The organism is Nonomuraea sp. NPDC052116, assembly GCF_040680035.1.
GTDB lineage: Bacteria > Actinomycetota > Actinomycetes > Streptosporangiales > Streptosporangiaceae > Nonomuraea > Nonomuraea angiospora_A.
This window is the reverse complement of sequence record NZ_JBFAWA010000041.1, coordinates 25,373-44,828: the sequence shown is the minus strand read 5'-3', so window position 1 is coordinate 44,828 and position 19,456 is coordinate 25,373. Positions and strand designations below refer to the sequence as shown.

The following is a 19,456-nucleotide window of genomic DNA, read 5'->3' as shown; positions in this document are numbered from 1 at the left end:
GCCCGCGTAGCATGAAACGGTGCGGACATTCGTGCACGGCGCGGCTGTGTGGGACGTGGCATGCCCGCGGCGGCCCAGCCGGGTGGCCGGTGTCACCATGGCCGGGTTCCGGGTCCGTGACCTGGACACGCTCCGGATGGTTCCGCATCCGGCCGTGACGCTGCTGGTGGAGTTCGGTGTCGGTTCGGCCGTCATGGAGTACGCCGCCGGACGGCAGCAGCGGGGAAGCATCGTCGCCGGGCCCGGGCTCGGGTCCGGAGGCGCGGTCCGGGCGCGGGGTGAGAACGTCGAGTGCGTGCAGGTGCGCCTGTCCCCGGCGATCGCACGCGCGGTTCTGGACATCTCCCCCGCCGACCTCGACGGCGCCGTGGTGGCCCTCGACGACCTGTGGGGCCGCGAGGCGTCACGGATCCGCGAGCGGCTGAGCGAGGTCTCGTCGTGGCAGGAACGCTTCGCGTTGACGGACGCGCTGCTCGCCCGCCGGCACGAGGCAGGGCCGCCGGTGGACCCGGAGGTGGCCTGGGCCTGGCAGCGGATCGTCGCCGGCCGCGGCCGGGTCCGGGTCGACGGCCTGGCGGCCGAGGTCGGGTGGAGCCGTAAGCGCCTGTGGTCCCGGTTCCGCTCGCAGATCGGCCTGCCGCCCAAACGCGCCGTGAAGCTGGTCCGCTTCGATCATGCCGCCCATCGCCTGGTCGCGGGTGAGGGCGCGGCCCGGGTCGCGGCGGATGCCGGTTATGCCGACCAGTCCCACCTGCATCGGGACGTCGTGGCGTTCACCGGGGTGACGCCGGCGACCGTGGCCGGCGAACCGTTTCTGGCGGTCGACGACATCGCCTGGCCCAGCCAGGCGACACCCGCCGGTTCGCCGGCCAACCGCACGTGAGACGGTCACCGCTTCGGTTGCCGACCGCACGTGAGACGGTCGCCGCTTCGGTCGCCGACCGCACGTGAGACGGTCGCCGGACAGATGTGAGGTGGCCACCGCTACCGGGTGGTCACGAACTCCCGCGCACCGCGCAGCCTGGTCCGCAGCTGCCGCTGGGTCAGGGTGCAGTCCAACCGCACATCGAGCGGCCCAGGCAGGTCGGTGTCGGCACGCCGGCCGGACGGCAACCGAGCCGGATCCAGTCCATCGCGCCGGGCGACGAGGCAGCCCAGCTCATACCGGCTCACCGCATCCGCCCCGGCCACGTGATGGATCCCGGCGCGATCGGAGTTCGCGAGCTCCAGGAGGGCTGCCGCCAGATCACCGACATGCACCGGACAGCGCACGTCGTCGGTGAACAACACCCCGTGCGTGCCGCCTGTGGCCAGCGCGTGCACGAAGTCCTCGTGTGGAGAGCCGCCGTCGCCGATGATCAGAGACGTCCGTACGACCACCGCCGCAGGATCGATCGCCTGCACGGCCACCTCCGCGGCCGCCTTCGCCGCTCCGTACGGACTGACCGGGTCGGGCACGCAGTCCTCGGCATAGGTGATCGCCCTGCCCGAAAAGACGGCGTCGCTGGACACGTGCACCAAACGTGCGCCGTTCCCGGAGGCCGCGACGGCCACGTGAGCGGCGCCCATGGCCGTCGCCACCCAGTCCGACTGGCGGTAGGCCGCGTTGATGACGACGTCAGGGCTGAACCCGCCGATCAGGTCGACCACGGCCGTACGGTCGCGAACATCGAGCGGCAGCCAGTCGACTCCCGCTGCCGTTCCCGGCCGGGTCAGATAGGTCGCCGCCACGACGTCGCCGGCCGTCGCGGACTGCCGCACGAGTTCGTTGCCGAGGAAGCCGCTGCCGCCCACGACGAGGATTCTCATGAGCTGCGACCGTAGCGGACTGTGCCGGTAGTGGTAGGTCCCGCCCGGCTCACCACGGCGGCCCGGTAGAACTGGAGCATGCATCGCGATCGCGCGGTCGGCGAGCTGCTGCGGGAGTGGCGCCGGCGGCGCCGGCTGAGCCAGCTCGACCTGGCCGTACAGGCGGACGTGTCCAGCCGGCACATCAGCTTCGTCGAGACCGGCCGTACGGTCCCCAGCCGCCGGATGCTCCTGCACCTGGCCCAGCACCTGGACGTCCCCCTGCGCGAACGCAACCGGCTCCTGGTCGCCGCCGGGTACGCCCCCGCCTACGAGCGGCGCCCGCTGGAGGACCCGGAGCTGGCGCAGGCGTACGAGGCCATCCAGGGCGTGCTGCGCGGCCACGAGCCGTTCCCCGCCGTCGCCGTGGACCACCACTGGAACGTGCTGCTCAGCAACCCGGCCATGGAGATCTTCCTGGACGGCGTCGACCCGGAGCTCCTGAAATCGCCGGTCAACATGATGCGGCTGGGCCTGGACCCGCGCGGATTCGCACCCCGGCTGCAGAATCTGGGACAGGTACGGGCGTACCTGCTGCCCCGGCTCGCCCGCCAGGCCGCCCGCACGGGAGACCCCGAACTGAGCGCGCTGTACGAGGAACTCCGGTCCTACGGCACCGAGGACGACCCGCCCACCGCCGGGGCCGCCGACATCGCCATGCCCATCCGGCTCCGGCACGACGGGGTCGAATTGAGCTTCTTCAGCACGATCACGACGTTCGGCGCGGCCTTCGACATCACCCTCGAAGAGATCGCCATCGAAACCCTCTTCCCCGCCGACCCCACGACCACCGCCTACCTGCGGCGTCCTGACCCACTCGTAGCGCCGCATCCAGCGCTCGACAAGGGCCCACCCACGGCACAGGAGCAGCGGTCCTGCCACTGCGACGACACTGAGGGTGGATCACGCTGAAGCAGAAGCGGCGCTCGCCATCCTCGGACAAGGGGTCACAGCGGACTCCCTGGAGACGGACACGCTGGATTTCAAGCTTGTCGCCGACTCCCTCGAGGCAACGCTCAATCTGCTTGCCGACGCCCTCGTCTGCTTCGTCAATGCACGCGGCGGCACCGTGGTGCTGGGCGTCGACGACAAGGCGACCGACCGCGAGGGCGCACTTCGCGGAGTTCCGGCGAATTACTCGGTCGATCTCATACGCAAAGGGATATTCGATCGTACGAGCCCGCCTATCACAGCGTTCGTTGACGAGAGAGACGTCGATGGCGTCCGTATAGTGCTCGTCACCGTCCCTCAGGGGGTCATGCCGCACAGCAACGCGGCCGGGCTCGCGACGCGTCGCCTCGGAAAAGAGTGCCTTCCGTTTCCTCCCCATCAACAACGAGAGGTCCTGATCGCACGCGGCCAGGTGGACTGGTCGGCAGATGCGTCCAGCATCGGCATCGGCCAGCTCGGTGGCGTCGAGATCGAGAGACTGCGTCGCCTTCTGGAAGCCGCCGGCCGCGATCACCTGGCCGATTTGACGGATCGGGCACTTCTTGAGTCCCTCCGGCTGATCACCTCCAACGGGAGCGTCACCAACGCAGGTGTGCTACTGCTCGCCGACGAATCACTGATCACCGAGATCGTGCCCGGCTATGGATACTCATACCAATTCCGTCCCACATCCGGGAGCGAAGCCACGGGGCGGATGCGAGGAAATCGTCCGATCATCGCGGCGATCCAAGCCTTGACTGATGCCATTGAGAGCCGTACGGAGATTCATCCACTCAATCTCGCCGGCGGAATACAGCTTCAGCTCACCGACTATCCCAGCGTCGCGGTGCGGGAGATCGTCGTGAACGCCCTGATTCACCGATCGTACGAGACCGGCGGCACGGTCGATGTCGAGCACTCTCCCAAACGTCTGGTGATCACAAGCCCCGGGGGCCTGGTCTCCGGCGTGACCCCATCCAATATCCTCACCTATCCTTCGACACCCAGGAACCGGCTGCTCACGGAAACGGTGTCCATCCTCCAACTGGCAGAGAGAACGGGGCAGGGAGTAGACAGGGCCTATCGGGAGATGCTGCGAGTCGGCAAGGAACCGCCGCTGTTCGAGGACAGCGGAACACTCGTTCGCGCCACCTTGGCCGGCGGCATAGGAAACGACATATTCGTACGCTTCATCAATGACCTGCCCACCAAAGTGGGCAGGGACCTGAACGTACTGCTTGCCATGTCCCACCTCCGCCACAACAGTGGCATCGAAGCCTACAAGCTCGCCGGAATAATCCAAAGAACTCCGGTCGAGGCGCAAGAAGTCCTGCTTGCCATGGCTGACGAATATCATTTGATCGAGCCGACCAAACGAACGGCTAAGAAGCCCTTCCCGACATACCGCCTACGATCAGACGTAATTGCGGCGATGTCTCGGTCCGTCTCATATCGACGCCTCTCTATCGACGACACCGATCAGAAGATCATCGATCATGTGCGAGAGTACGGTTTTGTCACCAATCAGACAATACGCCGTCTCTTCGATGTTCACGTCTATGCCGCTAGGGACCTGCTCAACAGCCTGCGGGAGCGGCAAATCATCGAGAAGATAGGGGATGCGCGAGGAGGGACCGGGGTCAAATACGGTCCGGGACCGAAGTTCCCCAAGAGCAGATCCTGATTTGGCTGCTACGTTCAGCGACTGCGCAAAAGGGAGTCGCCGTTCTGTCCCTCTTGGGGCTGCTCGGCTGTTAACCGCCCGGTCAGCAAACCATGGCCGTGTCCGCCCAGGATGTACTCAGCTCAGTCAACAAATGGCGGCTGCCGTACCAGCCAGGGCGGGGAGCGCGAGGGGCCGGCAGGCGGCCGACAGGCTCCTCGCCCGGTGACGGAGCCCCGATGAGGCCGCCCGAGCGTGAGCGAGGACCGCTCAGGGTGGGCTCCAGCAGGCCAACCCGGTAACAGGGCGACGGGCGGGGTCGGCGAGCGAAGCGAGCGGGGGTTTCGGGGGGTCGAAGGGGGGCGTGAGCCCTCCTGGGGAACGCTGTCTGGAACTCCCCCATCGTGGAAGGCCATGCCTTTCTGGGAGGCGCTGGCCGAAGCTCCCCCGCGCGCAGCGCCCCTATCGCGGAGGACCGGGCGGTTTCCCGCTCAGGCGGTCTTGTGGCCGGCGCGGAGGAGGCCGTAGGTGACTGCCTGCTCCAGGGCCTGCCACGACGCGTCGATGATGTTCTCCGCCACCCCGACCGTGGCCCACTCGGACGTGTCGTCGCTGGAGGTGATGAGGACGCGGGTGATGGCGTCCGTGCCGTGGGTGCCCTCGAGTATGCGGACCTTGTAGTCCACCAGCTCCAGCTTCGCCAGCTCGGGGTACAGCTGCTCCAGCCCCAGCCGCACGGCCTTGTCCAGGGCGTTGACGGGGCCGTTGCCCTCGCCCGTGGCGACGATGCGCTCGCCCTTGGCGTGGAGCTTGACGGTGGCCTCGCTGACCAGTTCGCCGCCCTTCGTGCGCTCCACGATCACGCGCCACGACTCGACCTCGAAGTGGCGCTTGCGCTTCCCCTCCACGGTGTCGCGCAGCAGCAGCTCGAACGACGCGTCCGCGGCCTCGAAGGTGAATCCGCGCGACTCCAGGTCCTTGACGCGTTCGACCAGGGTCTTGGTGTGTTCCGGGGTGAGGTCGTAGCCGAGTTCGCGGCCCTTGAGCTCGACCGAGGCGCGGCCGGCCATGTCGGAGACGAGCATGCGCATGTCGTTGCCGACGGCGGCGGGGTCGATGTGCTGGTAGAGGTTGGGGTCGACCTTGATGGCGCTGGCGTGCAGGCCTGCCTTGTGGGCGAAGGCGGAGGTGCCGACGTACGGGGCGTGGGAGTTGGGGGTGACGTTGGTGACCTCGGTGATCGCGTGGGCGATGCGGGTCATTTCGCCGAGGGCGGTCGTGGGGACGAGGTCGAAGCCGCGCTTGAGCTGGAGGTTCGCCACGACCGTGAAGAGGTTGGCGTTGCCGGAGCGCTCGCCGTAGCCGTTCGCGCAGCCCTGTACGTGCGTGGCCCCGGCCTTGACGGCGGCCAGGGTGTTGGCGACGGCGCAGCCGGTGTCGTCGTGGCAGTGGATGCCGACGCGGGCGCTGGTCAGAACGGCCTCGTGGACGATCTCGGCCAGCTCGTCGGGGAGCATGCCGCCGTTCGTGTCGCACAGCGCGATGACGTCCGCCCCGGCTTCGGCGGCGGTCCTGAGGACTTCGAGCGCGTAGGCTGGGTTGGACTTGTAACCATCGAAGAAGTGCTCGGCGTCGAGGAAGACTCGCTGTCCCTCCGCACGAAGGTGAGAGACCGTGTCGCGGATCATCGCGAGGTTCTCCTGGAGAGTCGTGCGGAGGGCCAGCTCCACGTGCCGGTCGTGGCTCTTGGCGACAAGGGTCACGACCGGCGCGCCGGATTCGCGCAATGCGGCCACCAACGGGTCGTCGGCTGCCTTCACACCGGCTCGGCGGGTCGCACCGAACGCGGCGAGCTGCGCGTGCTTCAGGTCCAGCTCTGTTTGAGCCCGCCTGAAGAACTCTGTGTCCTTGGGGTTGGCGCCCGGCCAGCCCCCTTCGATGAAACCGACGCCCAGGCTGTCCAGGTGGCGCGCGACGGCGAGCTTGTCGGCGACGGTGAGGCTGAGCCCCTCCTGCTGAGCGCCGTCACGCAGCGTCGTGTCGTATACGTGGAAGCGGTCGTCGGCCATGAGTCTCTCTTCTCTGGAAGCCTCTGGAAAGCAAAAAGACCCCTCACGGACGTGAGAGGTCTGCGCGCTGGCGGTGTCCCTTGTCAGCCAGCGCGCCTGCTGATAATGAGCAGACCGTAGAACATGGTGCCGCCCAGTCTGCCATATGCATTCAGCATCTGGCACATCGATCTCAGCTTCTGGGACAAGCCTTTACACGGTGACGCCGTCACCACCTGTGATGACGCGCTCGAGCGCGGCCGGGTCGAACGCCTCGTTGCCCAGCAGCTTCCCGTCGAGCAGCACCGTGGGCGTGCCCTGGAGGCGCACCTTCGCGGTCTCCGCCAGATGGGCCTGGGCGTACGACTGTGACCTGACGCACTCGTCCACCGACGCCCCCGCCTGCCTGGCGGCCTTGACCAGGTCCTCGACGGCGAATCCGGACGCCTCGCCGTGCGGCGCGGGCTGCATGGCGTACAGCTCGTCCCTGAAGCTGAGCCAGTTCTCCTCGGGGACGCAGCGGGCGGCAGCGGCGGCGCGGATGGAGTTGGAGCGCATGGGCTCGTCCTGGAAGATCGTCACCGGGTGGAAGACGACCTTGACCTTGCCCTCCATGGCGAGTTTCCTGATGGTGCCGTCCACCTTGGCGTGCATGTCCTTGCAGATCGGGCAGTCGAAGTCCTCGTACACGTCCAGCACGGGGGCGTCCCCGCCCCGGTCGGCCAGGACCATCGATCCGTCCATCTGCCGGGTCAGCCGCACCCCGTCGGACGACCGGCCCGGCTCCGAGAACGACACCACCCCGAGTATGGCGATGGCCACGCACGCGAGCGCCACCGCCAGCAACCGCTTCATCATCAGCCCACTCTCACCTCATTGATCGCGCAGACCCTACCCGATGCCGGGAGAATGGATATATGAAGGCATACCTCCTAGATCCCGCCGTAGCACAGTACGTCCTCGCGCACACGACCCCGCCCGACGCCCTGCTGGACGAGCTGGCGAAGGAGACGCTCAGCGCCACCGGGGACGCCGCCGGCATGCAGATCTCGCCCGACCAGGGCACCTTCCTGACCATGATCACTCAGCTCGTGGCGCCCCAGGTCGTCGTCGAGGTGGGGACGTTCACCGGCTACTCGTCCGTGTGCATCGCCAGGGGCCTGTCCGGCGGGCGGCTGCACTGCTTCGACGTGAGCGACGAGTGGACCTCCGTCGCCCGCCGCTACTGGCGCGAGGCCGGGGTGGAGGACCGCGTGACGCTCACGCTCGGCCCCGCGCTGGAGACGCTCGCCGCCTTCGACCAGACCGTCGACCTGGCCTTCCTCGACGCCGACAAGGGCAACTACCCCGGCTACTACGAGCTGCTCATGGAGCGCCTGCGGCCCGGCGGCCTGATCGTGGCGGACAACACGCTGCGCCGGGGCCACGTGGCGGACCCGGCGCACGAGGAGCAGACCACCGTGGACATCCGGCAGTTCAACGACCTGGTGATGGAGGATCCGCGGGTGACGGTCCTCTTGCTGCCGGTCGCGGACGGGATGACCCTGATCAGGAAGAACTAGGCGCCGCGGCCGGGCCCTCGCGGACCCGGCCGTCCCCACTAGACGATCTTGTGGATCCAGTTGTGGGCGTCGGGGCGGGCGCCGTACTGGATGCCCACCAGCTCCTCACGCACCCGCATCGTCACGGGGCCGGGGTTGCCGTCGGCGACGCTCCAGGAGCGGTCGGCGCCCTTCACGGTGCCCACCGGCGTGACCACGGCCGCCGTGCCGCACGCGAACACCTCGGTGAGCTCCCCGGACTCGCATCCGGCCTGCCACTCGTCGATCGAGATGAGGCGCTCCTCGGTCTCCAGGCCCAGGTCGCCGGCCAGCTCCAGGATGGAGTCCCTGGTGATGCCGGGCAGCAGGGTGCCGGTCAACGCGGGGGTGACGAGCTTGCCGCCGAGGACGAAGAACAGGTTCATCCCGCCCATCTCCTCGACGTACTTGTGCTCGTGGGCGTCCAGCCACACCACCTGGTCGCAGCCGTTCTCCACGGCCTGCCGCTGCGCGACGAACGCGGCCGCGTAGTTGCCGCCGCACTTCGCGAAGCCCGTGCCGCCGGGGGCGGCCCGCGTGTACTCGGTGGACAGCCAGACGGAGACGGGCTTGAGCCCACCCGTGAAGTACGAGGCCGCCGGGGAGGCGATGACCATGTACTTGTACGACTTCGACGGGTAGTTGACGCCGAGCCCCGCCTGGGTGGCGATCATGAAGGGCCGCAGGTAGAGGCTGTGACCCTCGGTCGTGGGCACCCATTCCTTGTCGGTCTGGACGAGGAGTTCGAGCGACTCCACGAAAGCCTCCTCCGGCAGCTCCGGCATGGCCATCCGGAGCGCGGAGCGGTTGAAGCGGGCGGCGTTCGCGTACGGGCGGAACGCGACGATCGAGCCGTTGGCCTGGCGGTAGGCCTTGAGCCCCTCGAACAGCTCCTGCGCGTAGTGGAAGACCGAGGTCGCCGGGTCGAGCGAGAGCGGGCCGTAGGGAAGGAGCTTGGCGTCGTGCCAGCCCTGCCCCTCGGTGTAGTCGATCGAGACCATGTGATCCGTGAAGGTCTGCCCGAAGCCGGGGTTCGCCAGTACCTGCTCCCGCTCGGCCGCGGTGCGAGCGTGGTCGGATAGCTGCACGTCGAAGCTGAGCTTCTGAGCGATGGTCATGACGTCGGTCCTTCTCTCTGCGAATCTGCCCAAATCTACAGAAATCTGCGGATCGGTGCTGGTGAGCGGGCGCTGCCCGGAAGGCAGTCCCGGTACTTCCTATTGTCTCGCTATATGGGATGGCAAGCGGCCAATGCGGCGATCAGCCCTTTTGGACGCAAAAAAGCGCCTGGCGGCCCTCGTCGGACCACCAGGCGCGTTGGGGCTAGGCGGTCCTAGCCGGATACTCGCGCGGTGATGTCGTCACCGATCTCGTGGGTGGTGCGACCCGCCCAGCCGGCCAGCCGCTCGAGGATGTCATCGGCGACCGCCTGCTCGACCTTGGCCGCCTCGGCGTGCAGGCCGAGGTGGTCGAGGAGCATGGCGACGGACAGGATGGTCGCGGTGGGGTCGGCCTTGCCCTGGCCGGCGATGTCCGGGGCACTGCCGTGCACCGGCTCGAACATGCTCGGCGCGGACCGCTCGGGGTTGATGTTGCCGCTGGCGGCCAGGCCGATGCCGCCCGCGATGGCGGCACCCAGGTCGGTGATGATGTCGCCGAACAGGTTGTCGGTGACGACCACGTCGAACCGCTCCGGCTGGCTCACGAAGAACATCGAGGCCGCGTCGATGTGGCAGTAGTCGGTCGTGACGTCGGGGTATTCCGCCGCCAGGCGGTTGACCGTGCGCTGCCACAGGTCACCGGCGAAGGTGAGGACGTTGGTCTTGTGGACGAGCGTCAGCTTCTTGCGCGGCCGCGTGACGGCCTTCTCGAACGCGTAGCGCACCACGCGCTCGACACCGTAGGCGGTGTTGAGCGACTCCTGGGTGGCGATCTCGTGCGGGGTGCCGCGCCGCATGGCGCCACCGGTGCCCGCGTAGAGGCCCTCGGTGCCCTCGCGGACGACGATCATGTCGATGTTCTCCGGCGGCGTGTCGGCCAGCGGGGTCTCCACGCCGGGGAACAGCTTGACCGGGCGCAGGTTGACGTAGTGGTCGAACTCGAAGCGGAGCCGCAGCAGCAGATCGCGCTCAAGGATGCCCGGCGGCACGCTGGGGTCGCCCACGGCGCCGAGCAGGATCGCGTCGTAGCCGCGCAGCTCTTCGAGCACGGCGTCGGGCAGCGTCTCGCCGGTACGGTGATAGCGTGCGGCTCCCAGGTCGTAGTGAGTGGGCTCGATCTTCGTGCCCACTGCCTCCAGGACCTTGAGCCCTTCGGCCACGACCTCGGTGCCGATCCCATCGCCGGGGATGACGGCCAGACGGATGTTACGCGACTCCATGGGCGGTACCTTACCGCGTCGTCTCGGCTGACGAACACTTCATCTCATCTTTCGGACGCCCCCTTTGTCCGGTATTGCGGTTCTTTGACCGTTTCGTTAAAGTCACGGACCAGCCTAATCCGCGCGCCGTTGCGTGGAGTCGGGGACCCACATTCCCCCTGGGGCGAGTCGGCATCCCCATGCCGTAGGGCTACTTCCAGGCCCGAGCCCGTCAGCTAACCCGGCCGGCCGTATGGAAGGACAGACCCCTGTCTCGAATCGCCATCGTCCTGGCGGCGGGCGCCGCCGGGCTCATGCTGGCTCCCCCCGCCCATGCCTCGACCAAGATCGACGACCTCACCACCCTGACCGGCGGCCAGATCAAGGAAATCCAGGAGAAACAGGCTCCGAAGCCCGCCTGGAAGATCGCCATCAAGTTCGCCATGAGCAAGCGCGGCACCCCGTACGTGTGGGGCGGTGCCAGCCCGAGCGGCTACGACTGCTCCGGACTCATGCTCAGGGCGTACGAGCACGCCGGAATCGAACTCCCCCGCACCGCCGCCGAACAGTACGGCGCGTTCACCAAGAAGATCGCCTGGCAGGACCTCAAACCCGGCGATCTGGTCTTCTTCCACGGCCTCGGGCATGTCGGGATGATCTCCCGGCCCGGCTACATGGTCCACTCGCCGCACACGGGTGACGTGGTCAAGGAAGAGCGCCTGACCTCCTGGCGCAGAGACTCCTTCGTGGGTGGCGTCCGCCCCGACCGCAAGGGCGTACGGCTCTGGTCCGAGCTCCAGAAGCAGCGCGACGAAACGCCCACCACCCTCACGGCCACCCTGTAGGAGGCTGCGGCGTCCGCCTCCCCACGCGACGGTCAGGGGAGGCGGGCGTCGAAGATGAGGTCCCAGGCACGGGTCCTGGCGTGGGCCACCGCGCCCAGCAGGACGCCGCTGTCCCCCAGCGTGCTGGCCACCACCGACGGCCGCAGCGGGCCGAGCTCGGCGATGCGGGCCTCGATGGCCTCCCCCAGGAGGTCCAGGTTGCGGCCCACGCCGCCGCTGAGCACGATCACCTCCGGATCCAGCACGGCGGCCACCGCCACCAGCAGGCCGCCGATGCGGCGCCCCTCGGCCTCCACCACCGAGCGGGCCACGCCGTCGCCGGAGGCCGCCGCGGCGAAGACCTTCTTGGCCGTCTCCAGGCCCAGGCCGGCGGCGCGGGCCGCGCGGACCACTCCGGGCGCGGCGGCGACCGCCTCCGTGGCGCCGTGGGCCAGGGCGTCGCCCGCCGGCGGCGCCGGGTCCTCGGTCGCGGGCACGTACGAGACCTCCCCCGCCGCTCCCCGGGCGCCCACGTACAGCTCACCGTTGATCACGATGCCCATCCCGACGCCGGTGCCGACGGACACCAGCGCGAAGTTGGACTTGCCGCGCCCCGCCCCGTGCGTGTGCTCGCCGACGGCGGCCAGGTTGATGTCGTTCTCGATGACGAGGTCGACCTCCATCTCGGCGCGCAGGCGCTCGGCCAGGTCGGAGCCGGGCAGGTTGGGGGCGAACTCCAGGCGGCCCAGCTCCGGGTCGTACACGCCGGGCGTGCCGACGACGGCGCAGGCGATGTCGGGCCAGTCGACGACGGCCTCGCGGGCGGCGGCCCGGCACAGCTGTCCGACCAGGACGGCCAGTTCGGCGGAGGTGAGGGCGGTGTTGCGCCCGTCCCTCCGGCCGGCGAATTTCCCGCGCAGGTCGGCGACGGCGACCCTGATCCAGTCACGCCCGATGTCGACGCCGGCGACGTGGGTGGCGGCGGCGTTGACGTCGTACAGGGACGTGACCGGCCCCGGGCGGCCGGAGACCTCGCCGACGAGGTGAACGAGCCCGTCCACCTCCAGCCCGGCCAGGGCCGCGGACACCGTGGGCTTCGACAGGCCGGTGATCTTGGCGAGGTCGGTGCGCGAGGCGGGGCCGTGCTCCTGAAGATGGTCGAGCAGGCGGCGCTCGTTCAGCACTCGCAGCAGCCGCGGATTACCCAGGTCGCCCCGCATCTCACCCTCCCTTGAGGAAACAGAGCCTAGCCAACGTGCCTGATAGTAAATTACCTTTCTTACCAAGCACAGGGGCGGCACATCCGGAAGGACGAAGTGCGATGCACCGAGCATGGCGATCAATCCCTGTCGCGGCGGTCCTCCTGGCCGCCGCCTGTGGAAACACCGGCAACGGCACCGGCGCCACCACCACGACCACGCAGGGCCAGGGCAAGGGCGGCAAGACGATCGCGCTGTTCCTGCCCGAGTCCAAGACCACCCGGTACGAGGCGTTCGACCGCCCGCTGTTCGAGGCGAAGGTCAAGTCGCTCTGCCCCGACTGCAAGATCCTCTACAGCAACGCCGAGCAGGACGCCCCCAAGCAGCAGCAACAGGTGGAGGCCGCGCTCACCCAGCAGGCCGACGTGCTCGTGCTCGACGCCGTGGACGCCAACGCCGTGGCTCCCCTGGTGAACCAGGCCAAGCAGAAGAAGGTCCCGGTCATCGCCTACGACCGGCTGATCTCGGGCATCGACTACGCGTACTACGTCTCGTTCAACAACGTACGGGTGGGCGAGATGCAGGGCCAGGCCCTGCTCGACGCCATGACCGCCAGGGGCACGGCGGCGAAGGGCCAGATCGTGATGATCCACGGCTCCCCCACCGACCCCAGCTCGGCCGACTACAAGAAGGGCGCCAAGAGCGTGCTGGACGGGAAGGTGAAGGTCGGCAGGGAGTTCGACACGCCGGACTGGAGCCCCGACAAGGCGCAGCAGGAGATGGAGCAGGCCATCACCGCGCTGGGCAAGGACACCATCACGGGCGTGCTGTCCGCGAACGACGGCATGGCGGGCGGCGCGATCGCGGCCATGAAGCGCGCGGGCTACAAGCAGCTCCCGCCGATCACCGGCCAGGACGCCGAGCTGGCCGCCGTCCAGCGCATCCTCACCGGCGAGCAGTACATGACCATATATCTGAATATCAGGGCGGAGGCGGAGAAGTCCGCCGAGCTCGCCGTCGCCGTCGCCAAGGGCGAGCAGCCCACCGCGCCCGCCAAGGTCAACAACGGCGCGGCCGACATCCCGGCGTTCCTCCTCGACCCCATCCCCGTCACGGCCGACAAGGTCAAGGACACGATCGTGAAGGACGGCTTCTACACCGCCGCCCAGCTCTGCACGGGCGAGGTCAAGGCCGCCTGCGAGAAGCAGGGCATCGAGTAGATGCTCTCGGCGACAGACATCTCCAAACGGTACGGGGCGGTCCAGGCGCTCGACGGGGCCCGCCTGGACCTGCGCCCCGGCGAGGTCGTGGCCCTCATGGGCGACAACGGCGCGGGCAAGTCCACGCTGGTCAAGGCCATCTCGGGGGTCGTGACGCCGGACGCCGGCACGATCACCGTGGACGGCTCGCCGGTCAGGATCGCCAACCCTCACGACGCGCAGACCCTCGGCGTCTCGACCGTCTACCAGGACCTCGCGCTCTGCGAGAACCTCGACGTCGTGGCCAACCTCTTCCTGGGCACCGAGCGCCGCCGCGGCTCGCTGCTGCGCCACATCGCCATGGAACGCGCGACCCGCGACCTCCTCGGCCAGCTCGACGTGCGCATCAGGGACATCAGGGTGCCGGTCGCCATGCTGTCGGGCGGCCAGCGGCAGTCGGTGGCCATCGCCAGGGCGCTCATCGGCGAGCCGCGGCTGGTCATCCTCGACGAGCCCACGGCGGCCCTGGGGGTCGAGCAGACGGCGCAGGTGCTGGCGCTGATCGGGCGGCTGCGCGAGCGCGGGCTCGCGGTGCTGGTCATCTCGCACAACCTCGCCGACGTGCGCGCGGTGAGCGACCGCGTGGTGGTGCTGCGGCTGGGCCGCAACGCCGGTGAGTTCACCACGGCCACCGCCTCCCAGGAGGAGATCGTGGCCGCGATCACGGGGGCAGGGACATGACCGACACGCTGGTACGCAGCCCGTACACGCCGAAGGTCGCCGTCGAGCGGCTGCGCCAGGGGGACGTCGGCGCGTGGCCGGTGGTCGGCGGGCTGGTCGCGATCGCGATCGTGTTCAGCACGCTCAACGACCGCTTCCTGTCCCCCGAGAACCTCACCAACCTCGTGCTCCAGATGGCCGCCACCGGCACGATCGCGCTCGGCATCATCATGGTGCTGCTGCTCGGCGAGATCGACCTGTCGGCCGGCTCGGTCAGCGGCCTGTGCGCCACGATCATGACGATCGTCCACGTCAAGCAGGGCTGGAACCCGCTGCTCGCCATCCTCCTGGCGCTCGCCGTCGGCGCGGCGATCGGGTTCCTGCACGGCCTGATGCTGACCAAGCTGCGGATGCCGTCGTTCGTCGTGACGCTGGCCGGGCTGATGGGCTGGCTCGGCCTGCTGCTCTACCTGCTGCGGCAGGGTGGGACGATCAACCTGCCGTTCACCGGGTTCATCTCCAAGCTGAGCGACACCTGGCTGCCGGGCTGGCTCGCGTGGACGGTCGCGGCGGCCCTGGTGGCCGTGTCGGCGGGCGCGTCGCTCGCGGTCAGGAGGCTGCGGCTGGCGGCCGCGCTGCCGGTGACGCCGCTGTGGTGGTCACTGGCCAAGGCGGGCGGGCTGGCGGTGCTGCTCGCCGCGGCCGTGATCGTCATGTCGGCGGACCGCGGCGTGCCGCTCCTGCTGATCATCTTCGGGGCGCTGGTGGTGCTGCTCGACCTCATGCTGAGGCACACCACGTTCGGGCGGCACCTGTACGCCGTCGGCGGCAACGCCGAGGCCGCCAGGCGCGCCGGCATCAACGTCACCAGGATCAGGATCCTCGCGTTCATGCTGGCCTCCACGCTGGCGGCGGCCGGGGGCATCCTCGCCGCCAGCCGCCTGTCGGCCGTCAACCAGGGCTCGGGCGGCAGCGACATCCTCCTCATGGCGATCGCCACCGCGGTCATCGGCGGCACCTCGCTGTTCGGCGGGCGCGGCCGGGCCTACGACGCGCTGCTCGGCGTCCTGGTCATCCAGGCCATCTCCAACGGCATGTACCTGCTCAGCGTGGACTCCTCGGTGCGGTTCATGGTGACCGCCGCGGTGCTGGCGCTGGCCGTGGCCATCGACTCGCTCGCCCGCAGGGGCGCCGCCCGGTGACCCGGGTCCTGGGCATCGACGTGGGCGGGACGAAGGTGGCCATCGGGGTGTCCACGGCCGACGGCCCCACGCTGTCCGCCCACGTCCGCCTGGACACCGGGCCTGACACGCTCGCGCGGGCGCTCGCGGCGGCCCGGGCCCTGGACGGCGCGCCCACCGCCGTGGGCTTCTCGACGTGCGGGGTGATCCGCGATGGCGTGGTACGACTCGCCCCGAACGTCCCCGGCTGGGAGGGCCTCGAACTGCCGAGGCTGCTCCAGGAGGCGTACGGCGCCACTCCGGTGTCCATCGACAACGACGTGAACGCGGCGGCCGCCGCGGAGCTGCGCTGGGGCGCTCTGCGCGGGGTCTCCACGGGCGTCTACCTGAACCTGGGCACCGGCCTGGCGGCGGCCCTGGTGGTGGACGGCCGGGTGGTGCCGGGCGCCCACGGCGCGGCAGGCGAGATCGGCTACCTCCAGGTGACGCCGGGCGAGCCCGCCTTCGCCGACGGCCGGGTGCCCCTGGAGGAGCGCGTCGCGGGCGGCGCGCTGGCCGCCCGCGGCACCGCCCTCCTGGGCCGCCCCGTCACGGCGGCCGAGCTCCTCAGCGGGGGTCACGCGCGGGAGCTGGTGGACGAGGCGCTGCGGACGCTGGCCATGAGCGTGGCGAACCTGTGCGTGGTCCTCGATCCCGAGCGCCTGGTGGTCGGCGGCGGCATGATGGGCGCGGCGGAGCTGATCCTGCCGAGACTGACGGCCGAGGTCGGCCGGGCGGTGCCGTTCCCGCCGGAGGTGCGCCCGGCCCGCTTCGCGGACGACGCGCCTCTGCTGGGCGCGCTGGCGCTGGCCCGCGCGGCGGTAGCGTAGGGGTATGGCACTGGAGCGGGTGCATCTCACCGGGGAGAAGGCCACCCTGCTCGCCACCCTGTACGGGCGGGCGCTGGACGCGCGGTCCCCGGATCCGATCCTCGGCGACGACCTGGCCGCCGAGGCGGTCGAACGCATCGACCACGACTTCACCGAGACCGGGATGAACGCCGGCCTGGCCGTCTCGGTCGCGATCAGGGCGCGGTTCATCGACCGGTGGGCGGCCGGGTTCCTGGCCACCCATCCCGAGGCCACCGTGCTCCACCTGGGCTGCGGCCTCGACACCCGCGTCCACCGGCTGGACCCGCCGCCCAGCGTCCGCTGGTACGACGTGGACTACCCCGACGTGATCGAGCTGCGGCGGCGCCTGTTCCCCGAGCGGCCCGGCTACCGCCTGATCGGCTCGTCGGTCACCGAGCTGAAGTGGCTGGAGCAGGTCCCGGGCCACGCCCCTGTGCTGGTCGTGGCCGAGGGCCTGCTCTACTATCTCGACCCCGGCGAGGGCCGGGCCCTCATCAGGGCGATCGTCGAGCGCTTCCCCGGCGGTCAGTTCGTCTTCGACGCGGTGAGCCCGCTGGGGCTCAAGACGCAGAAGCTCAACAGGCCGGTGCGCAAGGCGGACGCCCACCTGGTCTGGGGCATCGACGGGCCGGGCGAGCTACTGGCGATCCATCCGAGGTTGCGTTGCCTGAGCGCGGTGAGCGCGTTCGACATCGAGGGGTTCGACCGCCTGCCGACGCCGCACCGCGTCGCGGCCCGGATCGCCGGGCTGCTGCCGGGGGTGAAGCGGGCGGCGGTGTTCTACCGGCTCGGGTTCTGAGGGGCGCCGCCGTTGTCCCTGCGGTCCAGGGCGGTCTGCAGGGCCTGCGCGGCCTCGTCCTCATGCTCCTCGGCACGGATCCAGGCATACATCTCGTACATGTGACTCATCTCATTTCGCGAGCCGTTCGGCGGACGAATGGGACTTATTGGCCGACACACCACGACGCCCCGCGGCGAGTCGTCGACCTGCCCTAACAGGCCCCGCCGCGGCAGGTAATAAGTACGAGCACCTGGCGCATTACCAGCAACAGTACCCCAGCAATCTCATTGGATGTCCTAGTATCTTGCATGCTGAGACAACAAAGGCCGCCACCCGGAACCGGGTGGCGGCCTTCAGGCCGGGAAGGAGGCTCAGCCCTCCAGGTCCACGGAGCGGCCGCTCTCGGCGCCGATCTCGTTCCCGATCTGGTCGATCACGTCGGCCGGGATCGCCGAGTCGACGGTCAGGGCGATGAGCGCGTTGCCGCCCTTGGTGGAGCGGGCCACCTGCATCGAGGCGATGTTGACGCTGTGCTCGCCGAGGAGGCGGCCGACCACGCCGACGATGCCGGGACGGTCGGTGTAGGTGAAGAAGGCCAGGTGGGCCGTCGGCTCGATCTCCATCTCGTAGCCGTTGACCTCGACGATCTTCGTGATCTGGCGCGGGCCGGAGAGCGTGCCGGACACCGAGACCTGGCGGCCGTCGGCGAGCACGCCGCGCACGGTCACCACGTTGCGCCAGTCGGGGCTCTCCGAGCTGGTCACCAGCTCCACGTTGAGACCGCGGTCCTTGGCCAGCAGCGGCGCGTTGACGTACGTGACCTGCTCCTCGATCACGTCGGTGAACACGCCCTTGAGGGCGGCCAGCTCGATCACCCGCACGTCCTCGGAGGCGATCTCACCGCGCACCTCGACGTCGAGCTTGGTGGCCACCTCGCCGGCCAGCGCGGTGAACACGCGGCCGAGCTTCTCGGCCAGCGGCAGGCCCGGCTTGACGTCCTCGGCCACCACGCCGCCCTGGACGTTGACCGCGTCCGGCACGAACTCGCCCGCGAGCGCCAGCTTCACGCTCCGCGCGACCTGGGTGCCGGCCTTCTCCTGGGCCTCGTGCGTGGAGGCGCCCAGGTGCGGCGTGATGACGACCTGGTCGAGCTCGAACAGCGGGCTGTCGGTGCACGGCTCCTTGGAGAACACGTCAAGGCCGGCGCCGGCGACGCGGCCCTCCTTGATCGCGGCGTAGAGCGCGCCCTCGTCGATGATGCCGCCGCGGGCGACGTTGATGATGCGCACGGACGGCTTGACCTGGTGCAGCTCCCGCTCACCGATGAGACCGACGGTCTCCTTGGTCTTCGGCGGGTGCAGCGTGATGAAGTCCGACCGCTTGAGCAGCTCCTCGAAGCTGACCAGCTGGGCGCCGAGCTGGGCGGCGCGGGCCGGAGGCAGGTACGGGTCGAAGGCGATGATCTCGACGCCGAACGGCTGCAGCCGCTGGGCCACGAGCTGACCGATCTTGCCGAAGCCGACGATGCCGACGACCTTCTCGTCGAGCTCGACACCGGTGTACTTGGAGCGCTTCCACTCCCCGTTCTTCAGCGCGGAGTGAGCCTGGGCCGTGTTGCGGGCGCTGGCCAGGATCAGGGCGACCGTCTGCTCGGCGGCGCTGGTGATGTTGGAGGTCGGCGCGTTGACGACCATGACACCGGCCTTGGTGGCGGCTTCGACGTCGACGTTGTCGAGGCCGACGCCCGCACGGGCGACCACGCGCAGCTTCGGCGCGGCGGCGATGGCCTCGGCGTCGACCTGCGTGGCGGAGCGCACGATCAGGGCGTCCACCCCGGCGAGGGCGGGCAGCAGCTGGGAACGGTCGGCGCCGTCGGTGTGGCGGACCTCGAAATCAGCGCCGAGTACGGCGAGGCCAGCCTCGGACAGCTCCTCTGCGACCAGAACGACGGGCTTGTTCACTGGTGTGGATCCTTAACGGCACGGCGGGCATTCGGGGGACACGTCCACGGATCCCCCGACGGTCCCACAGATTCTATCCGGCGCTTGTGAACGCGTTCACGAGGCACCCACGATGTGAGACAGCTCCGCTCTACCCCCGGAGGAAGAAACTCATCCACTCCGCTCACATCTTTGTCTTGATCGGGAGATTTATTCGCCATTAGCCTGATAAGCCGTGGCCGAGTACCTAGGGTTCGTCTTATGAGCATCGGGAATCCTGCGCTTGCCGACGCG

Annotated in this window: 17 protein-coding genes and 1 riboswitch; of the genes, 10 read left to right on the top strand and 7 right to left on the bottom strand. The window is 69.3% G+C overall.

Annotated features, from left to right (window positions below; genetic code table 11):
* Positions 1 to 19: 19 nt before the first annotated feature.
* The gene (locus AB0L65_RS51295; protein WP_364262512.1) at positions 20 to 883 is read left to right on the top strand and encodes a helix-turn-helix domain-containing protein; all 864 of its coding nucleotides are present in this window, start codon (positions 20 to 22) and stop codon (positions 881 to 883) included.
* A 101-nt stretch (positions 884 to 984) separates the two neighbouring features.
* Here the strand turns inward: AB0L65_RS51295 and AB0L65_RS51290 are convergent, their stop codons facing one another.
* Positions 985 to 1,809 (bottom strand): sugar nucleotide-binding protein, encoded by an 825-nt coding sequence (locus tag AB0L65_RS51290; protein ID WP_364262509.1) that lies wholly within the window; start codon positions 1,807 to 1,809, stop codon positions 985 to 987.
* Positions 1,810 to 1,887: 78 nt separating this feature from the next.
* Between AB0L65_RS51290 and AB0L65_RS51285 the strand changes: the two genes are divergently transcribed.
* Both AB0L65_RS51285 and AB0L65_RS51280 read left to right on the top strand, forming a co-directional pair.
* On the top strand, positions 1,888 to 2,760 hold the full coding sequence (locus AB0L65_RS51285; RefSeq protein ID WP_364262506.1) for a helix-turn-helix transcriptional regulator: 873 nt from the start codon (positions 1,888 to 1,890) through the stop codon (positions 2,758 to 2,760).
* Positions 2,747 to 4,462, top strand: a complete 1,716-nt coding sequence (locus AB0L65_RS51280) for an ATP-binding protein (RefSeq protein WP_364262503.1) — start codon at positions 2,747 to 2,749, stop codon at positions 4,460 to 4,462. The genes AB0L65_RS51285 and AB0L65_RS51280 overlap by 14 nt, the downstream gene beginning before the upstream one ends.
* A gap of 470 nt (positions 4,463 to 4,932) precedes the next feature.
* On the opposite strand, the gene cimA is transcribed toward AB0L65_RS51280, so the two are convergent.
* Together cimA and AB0L65_RS51270 are read right to left on the bottom strand one after the other, a co-directional pair.
* Entirely contained in the window at positions 4,933 to 6,510 is a 1,578-nt protein-coding gene (gene cimA, locus AB0L65_RS51275; protein ID WP_364262500.1) for a citramalate synthase, read from the bottom strand.
* 192 nt (positions 6,511 to 6,702) lie between these two features.
* Entirely contained in the window at positions 6,703 to 7,347 is a 645-nt protein-coding gene (locus AB0L65_RS51270) for a thioredoxin domain-containing protein (protein WP_364262497.1), read from the bottom strand.
* Positions 7,348 to 7,406: 59 nt separating this feature from the next.
* Between AB0L65_RS51270 and AB0L65_RS51265 the strand changes: the two genes are divergently transcribed.
* Entirely contained in the window at positions 7,407 to 8,051 is a 645-nt protein-coding gene (locus AB0L65_RS51265) for an O-methyltransferase (protein WP_364262494.1), read from the top strand.
* A 38-nt stretch (positions 8,052 to 8,089) separates the two neighbouring features.
* Here the strand turns inward: AB0L65_RS51265 and AB0L65_RS51260 are convergent, their stop codons facing one another.
* Positions 8,090 to 9,187: a branched-chain amino acid aminotransferase gene (locus AB0L65_RS51260; RefSeq protein ID WP_364262491.1), complete on the bottom strand. Its 1,098-nt coding sequence runs from the start codon at positions 9,185 to 9,187 to the stop codon at positions 8,090 to 8,092.
* A 215-nt stretch (positions 9,188 to 9,402) separates the two neighbouring features.
* Positions 9,403 to 10,449, bottom strand: a complete 1,047-nt coding sequence (locus tag AB0L65_RS51255) for a 3-isopropylmalate dehydrogenase (protein WP_350729660.1) — start codon at positions 10,447 to 10,449, stop codon at positions 9,403 to 9,405.
* Between the two features lie 101 nt (positions 10,450 to 10,550).
* Positions 10,551 to 10,694, top strand: a riboswitch (cyclic di-AMP (ydaO/yuaA leader).
* A gap of 48 nt (positions 10,695 to 10,742) precedes the next feature.
* Here AB0L65_RS51255 and AB0L65_RS51250 point away from each other — a divergent pair.
* Positions 10,743 to 11,273 carry a C40 family peptidase gene (locus tag AB0L65_RS51250; protein WP_364262488.1) on the top strand — a complete coding sequence of 177 codons (531 nt, stop codon included), beginning with the start codon at positions 10,743 to 10,745 and terminating at the stop codon, positions 11,271 to 11,273.
* A 32-nt stretch (positions 11,274 to 11,305) separates the two neighbouring features.
* On the opposite strand, the gene AB0L65_RS51245 is transcribed toward AB0L65_RS51250, so the two are convergent.
* Positions 11,306 to 12,472: an ROK family transcriptional regulator gene (locus AB0L65_RS51245; protein ID WP_364262485.1), complete on the bottom strand. Its 1,167-nt coding sequence runs from the start codon at positions 12,470 to 12,472 to the stop codon at positions 11,306 to 11,308.
* Between the two features lie 101 nt (positions 12,473 to 12,573).
* Here AB0L65_RS51245 and AB0L65_RS51240 point away from each other — a divergent pair, with 101 nt between their 5' ends.
* From AB0L65_RS51240 to AB0L65_RS51220, 5 genes are read left to right on the top strand one after another with little or no spacing between them, the layout of a single operon-like run.
* Entirely contained in the window at positions 12,574 to 13,671 is a 1,098-nt protein-coding gene (locus AB0L65_RS51240) for a sugar ABC transporter substrate-binding protein (RefSeq protein ID WP_364262482.1), read from the top strand.
* Positions 13,672 to 14,391, top strand: a complete 720-nt coding sequence (locus tag AB0L65_RS51235; protein ID WP_364262479.1) for an ATP-binding cassette domain-containing protein — start codon at positions 13,672 to 13,674, stop codon at positions 14,389 to 14,391. It abuts the gene before it with no gap.
* A complete protein-coding gene (locus AB0L65_RS51230; protein ID WP_364262476.1) occupies positions 14,388 to 15,572 on the top strand; it encodes a sugar ABC transporter permease in 1,185 nt (394 codons plus the stop codon). Before AB0L65_RS51235 ends, AB0L65_RS51230 begins: the two co-directional genes overlap by 4 nt.
* On the top strand, positions 15,569 to 16,420 hold the full coding sequence (locus AB0L65_RS51225; RefSeq protein ID WP_364262473.1) for an ROK family protein: 852 nt from the start codon (positions 15,569 to 15,571) through the stop codon (positions 16,418 to 16,420). The genes AB0L65_RS51230 and AB0L65_RS51225 overlap by 4 nt, the downstream gene beginning before the upstream one ends.
* A 4-nt stretch (positions 16,421 to 16,424) precedes the next feature.
* Entirely contained in the window at positions 16,425 to 17,240 is an 816-nt protein-coding gene (locus AB0L65_RS51220; protein WP_364262470.1) for a class I SAM-dependent methyltransferase, read from the top strand.
* Positions 17,241 to 17,593: 353 nt separating this feature from the next.
* On the opposite strand, the gene serA is transcribed toward AB0L65_RS51220, so the two are convergent.
* Positions 17,594 to 19,183: a phosphoglycerate dehydrogenase gene (serA, locus tag AB0L65_RS51215; RefSeq protein WP_355208807.1), complete on the bottom strand. Its 1,590-nt coding sequence runs from the start codon at positions 19,181 to 19,183 to the stop codon at positions 17,594 to 17,596.
* Positions 19,184 to 19,456: the final 273 nt, after the last annotated feature.

Bases quoted from the DNA above. Each gene is read 5' to 3' on its own strand.
- AB0L65_RS51270 (WP_364262497.1), bottom strand. From the start codon at position 7,347: ATGATGAAGCGGTTGCTGGCGGTGGCGCTCGCGTGCGTGGCCATCGCC.
- AB0L65_RS51260 (WP_364262491.1), bottom strand. From the start codon at position 9,187: ATGACCATCGCTCAGAAGCTCAGCTTCGACGTGCAGCTATCCGACCAC.
- AB0L65_RS51240 (WP_364262482.1), top strand. From the start codon at position 12,574: ATGCACCGAGCATGGCGATCAATCCCTGTCGCGGCGGTCCTCCTGGCC.
- AB0L65_RS51265 (WP_364262494.1), top strand. From the start codon at position 7,407: ATGAAGGCATACCTCCTAGATCCCGCCGTAGCACAGTACGTCCTCGCG.
- cimA (WP_364262500.1), bottom strand. From the start codon at position 6,510: ATGGCCGACGACCGCTTCCACGTATACGACACGACGCTGCGTGACGGC.
- AB0L65_RS51285 (WP_364262506.1), top strand. From the start codon at position 1,888: ATGCATCGCGATCGCGCGGTCGGCGAGCTGCTGCGGGAGTGGCGCCGG.
- AB0L65_RS51230 (WP_364262476.1), top strand. From the start codon at position 14,388: ATGACCGACACGCTGGTACGCAGCCCGTACACGCCGAAGGTCGCCGTC.
- AB0L65_RS51255 (WP_350729660.1), bottom strand. From the start codon at position 10,449: ATGGAGTCGCGTAACATCCGTCTGGCCGTCATCCCCGGCGATGGGATC.
- AB0L65_RS51290 (WP_364262509.1), bottom strand. From the start codon at position 1,809: ATGAGAATCCTCGTCGTGGGCGGCAGCGGCTTCCTCGGCAACGAACTC.
- AB0L65_RS51245 (WP_364262485.1), bottom strand. From the start codon at position 12,472: ATGCGGGGCGACCTGGGTAATCCGCGGCTGCTGCGAGTGCTGAACGAG.
- AB0L65_RS51220 (WP_364262470.1), top strand. From the start codon at position 16,425: ATGGCACTGGAGCGGGTGCATCTCACCGGGGAGAAGGCCACCCTGCTC.
- AB0L65_RS51235 (WP_364262479.1), top strand. From the start codon at position 13,672: ATGCTCTCGGCGACAGACATCTCCAAACGGTACGGGGCGGTCCAGGCG.
- AB0L65_RS51250 (WP_364262488.1), top strand. From the start codon at position 10,743: ATGCTGGCTCCCCCCGCCCATGCCTCGACCAAGATCGACGACCTCACC.